Source organism: Hydrocoleum sp. CS-953 (assembly GCF_002260545.1).
Lineage (GTDB): Bacteria > Cyanobacteriota > Cyanobacteriia > Cyanobacteriales > Microcoleaceae > Trichodesmium.
Map to the genome: position 1 here is coordinate 1 of NZ_LGSU01000389.1, position 2,973 is coordinate 2,973.

Genomic DNA, 2,973 nt, shown 5'->3' on the forward strand with positions numbered 1-2,973 from the left:
GTGGGGGAGTAGGGGAGTAGGGGAGATAGCGTATTGGAGGTATTGGAGATGTATTGGAGTATTTTTCAACCTTGTTTCTCAAGTATGCCTAATTCTCACAGACGACTCCTGACTCAAAAATTTCATCAAGACTAAAGATAGCAAATGGCTTCTATATTCTCGATCTCCTGACTCCTGACTCCTGACTCCTGACTCCTTTGCTCATATTCCAAATGGCTTCTATATTACAGATTGAAACTGGAAGTTACTACGATAATCTTTGCGAGTAAAGTTCAAACCACTTTAGCCAGTAATTTCCTTGCTTGGCTTCATTTATTTGAGAAACCAACTTGTTATAAGTAACAAACCAGGCATCCCAATAATTCGCTGCTGCTGATGCTATTGCTTGACAGGCATAATATTTACTTAATTTCATAGCCTACTTCTTTGCAGCTAATAGCACCAATAAAGCATTGGGAAACTTAATGATAGCAGGAAACACATTTGCTAATGATGGTACAACTCATGACCTATGCAGGTTGTATTAGTTTGATGAATTGCTTGTAGAAATCTAAAGCAACTGTTTCAATTACATCATAGCTCTCTACTACGTCTACTCCTGCGTCGAGTAACTTTCCTTTTGGACCATCACCAATTTTAGAAACTAGGACAGCTTTGCAATCAGAAATTGCCTTGATGATATTCTCCAAACTTCCTTCTTCACTATAACCACCTAAACAATAGTGGTCAACTTTGCGGTGAGCAATAAATCTGGCTTTGACACCATCTACTTCATAGATCATGAACTCTTTAGCATGACCAAAGTGTTGATTAACTAATCCGTTACCCTTGCTTGCTACTGCTAGTAGTATTGGCGGACCAGCTTGAGCAACTGTTTCAGTGATCTGAGTTTCAGTCTTAGCTTTTGCTAGTTTATTGCGGAAACCTTCAATGCCAGCATGAACTTCTTTGCGCTTCTCCAAGTCATATTCTGGAGTCATCTCCATAATGGCTTCTTTTGTGAATTCCTTACTACGGTCTTCACCTAAGAGACCAACTGCATCTGCACGGCATTGACGACAGTGGCGCATCATTTTCATACCACCAACATCACACTTATCTTGTAATGTTTTTAATTCTTCAGTAGTTGGACCGCGCTGACCATTTAAACCGAAGTAAGTGCCGTGTTCTGGTGAAGAAATTAGAGGCATAATATTATGGATAAATGCACCCTTAGAACGAACGACCCTATTTACTTCTTCTAGGTGTTGGTCATTAATGCCAGGAATCATCACTGAGTTAACTTTGCAGAGAATATCAGCTTTTTGGAGCAAGTCCAAAGATTCCATTTGTCTTTGGTGCAGAATTTTGACTCCTTCAATTCCTCTGTAGCGCTTCCGCTTGTAATGAACCCAAGGATAAATCTTTACCCCAATTTCAGGGTCAACCATATTAATTGTTAGAGTAACATGGTCAATATTTAATGCTTTAATCCGATCTACATACTCAGGTAAAGCTAGACCATTGGTTGACAAGCAAAGCTTAATATCTGGAGCTTTCTCAGCTACAAGTTCAAAAGTGCGGAATGTTTTTTCTGGGTTCGCTAATGGGTCTCCAGGACCAGCAATACCCATAACGGTCATTTGAGGAATTTTTCCAGCAATTACTAGAGCTTTGTGAGCTGCTTCTTCTGGAGTTAGCAATTCACTAACTACACCGGGACGACTTTCATTAGCGCAGTCGTATTTCCGGTTACAATAGTTACATTGAATGTTGCAAGCTGGTGCAACTGGAGCGTGCATCCTAGCATAGTGATGATGCGCTTCTTGACTATAGCAAGGATGGTTAGCAACGCGCTCTTGAATATTAGGGGCAAGTTCCTCTGTTTTGGTGCTTCCGCAACCCTTTGACGCACATCCACCAGATTTTTTTTCTGGAGTTGCTGTCGTATTTGCGAAGCTGTTTACTGTTGGTTGGGAAGATACTTCTGTTGGCTGTAACATCTAAGTTTCCACTCTTATTCTACTAGCTGTCGCCGTGGGGTGACGGATTACTCGCGTCGATACACTCTTTTCTCCATGACTTGAACATTGGCGGTGTTATATCAGTGGATTGGTGTCCGGCGTTATAGTTTTTATATCAGTGGGTTTTAGACTGCTACATTCAAAAACCGCGATTAGTATTTATTATGATAATTAATTTTGTACTCAGATTTCTCTGATTTAATAATTTCAATTAGATCAGGATATCTAAAATTTTTTCTTGGGGTACAGGTACTGGTATTTTTTAAGTTGGGTACGAGTATTTACGGTGTGATGGTGCAGGCTCCTATGTACTCATGCTAGAAGCTATATATATTACTTATTTCGCTATTTTTTTCACCCTTATTTTTTCTCTATCCTCCTGTACTCATATACCCCCTATTTAAGTTAATCCTTTATTACTGTATACAATGTATCAGTTTTTGGCAAGTAGGTAAGGTTTATCTTAACTTTTCTTTATATTTTGCGAATTATTCCTAATAAGTAACTAGGTTAACTCGGATTATTTCAGAAAATTAGCACCAACTACATTTGAGAATAATTTCAATTAACAACCTATTTGTAGAACTCCAATCTCCCAACTCTCCGCTTCCCCTTTCTCTAAAGTCCTGTACTCAAAAATCAAAAATCCAGTCAATTATCGCGTATAAATCATCAATTATTCTCTTTCTGGGAGGGTTTAGGGGTTGGTCTGCCTACTCCCTACTCCCTAATTCCTACTCCCTCTTTTCCAGAGAGGTCTATTTCAGAATAATCTCAATTAACAATCTAAATCTCTTTGCAGAACTCCAATCTCCCAACTCCCCGTCTCCCCTTTGTCTAAAGTCCTGTACTTATACACCCCACTATTTAAGTCAATCTTTTATTACTGTATACAATGTATCAGTTTTTGGCAAGTAGGGTAGATTTGTTTTTAACTTTTCTTTAAAATTTGATAATTATTCCTAATAAG

2 protein-coding genes are annotated in these 2,973 nt (G+C 38.7%); both read right to left on the reverse strand.

From position 1 onward, the window contains the following. Positions 1-247: 247 nt before the first annotated feature. On the reverse strand, positions 248-415 hold the full coding sequence (locus AFK68_RS36255; protein ID WP_168186307.1) for a hypothetical protein: 168 nt from the start codon (positions 413-415) through the stop codon (positions 248-250). Between the two features lie 94 nt (positions 416-509). After that, positions 510-1,982: a nitrogenase cofactor biosynthesis protein NifB gene (nifB, locus tag AFK68_RS03770; protein ID WP_094671658.1), complete on the reverse strand. Its 1,473-nt coding sequence runs from the start codon at positions 1,980-1,982 to the stop codon at positions 510-512. Positions 1,983-2,973 lie beyond the last annotated feature (991 nt).

Excerpts from the sequence above, each read along its gene's own strand:
- AFK68_RS36255 (WP_168186307.1), bottom strand. The coding sequence starts at position 415 with ATGAAATTAAGTAAATATTATGCCTGTCAAGCAATAGCATCAGCAGCA.
- nifB (WP_094671658.1), bottom strand. The coding sequence starts at position 1,982 with ATGTTACAGCCAACAGAAGTATCTTCCCAACCAACAGTAAACAGCTTC.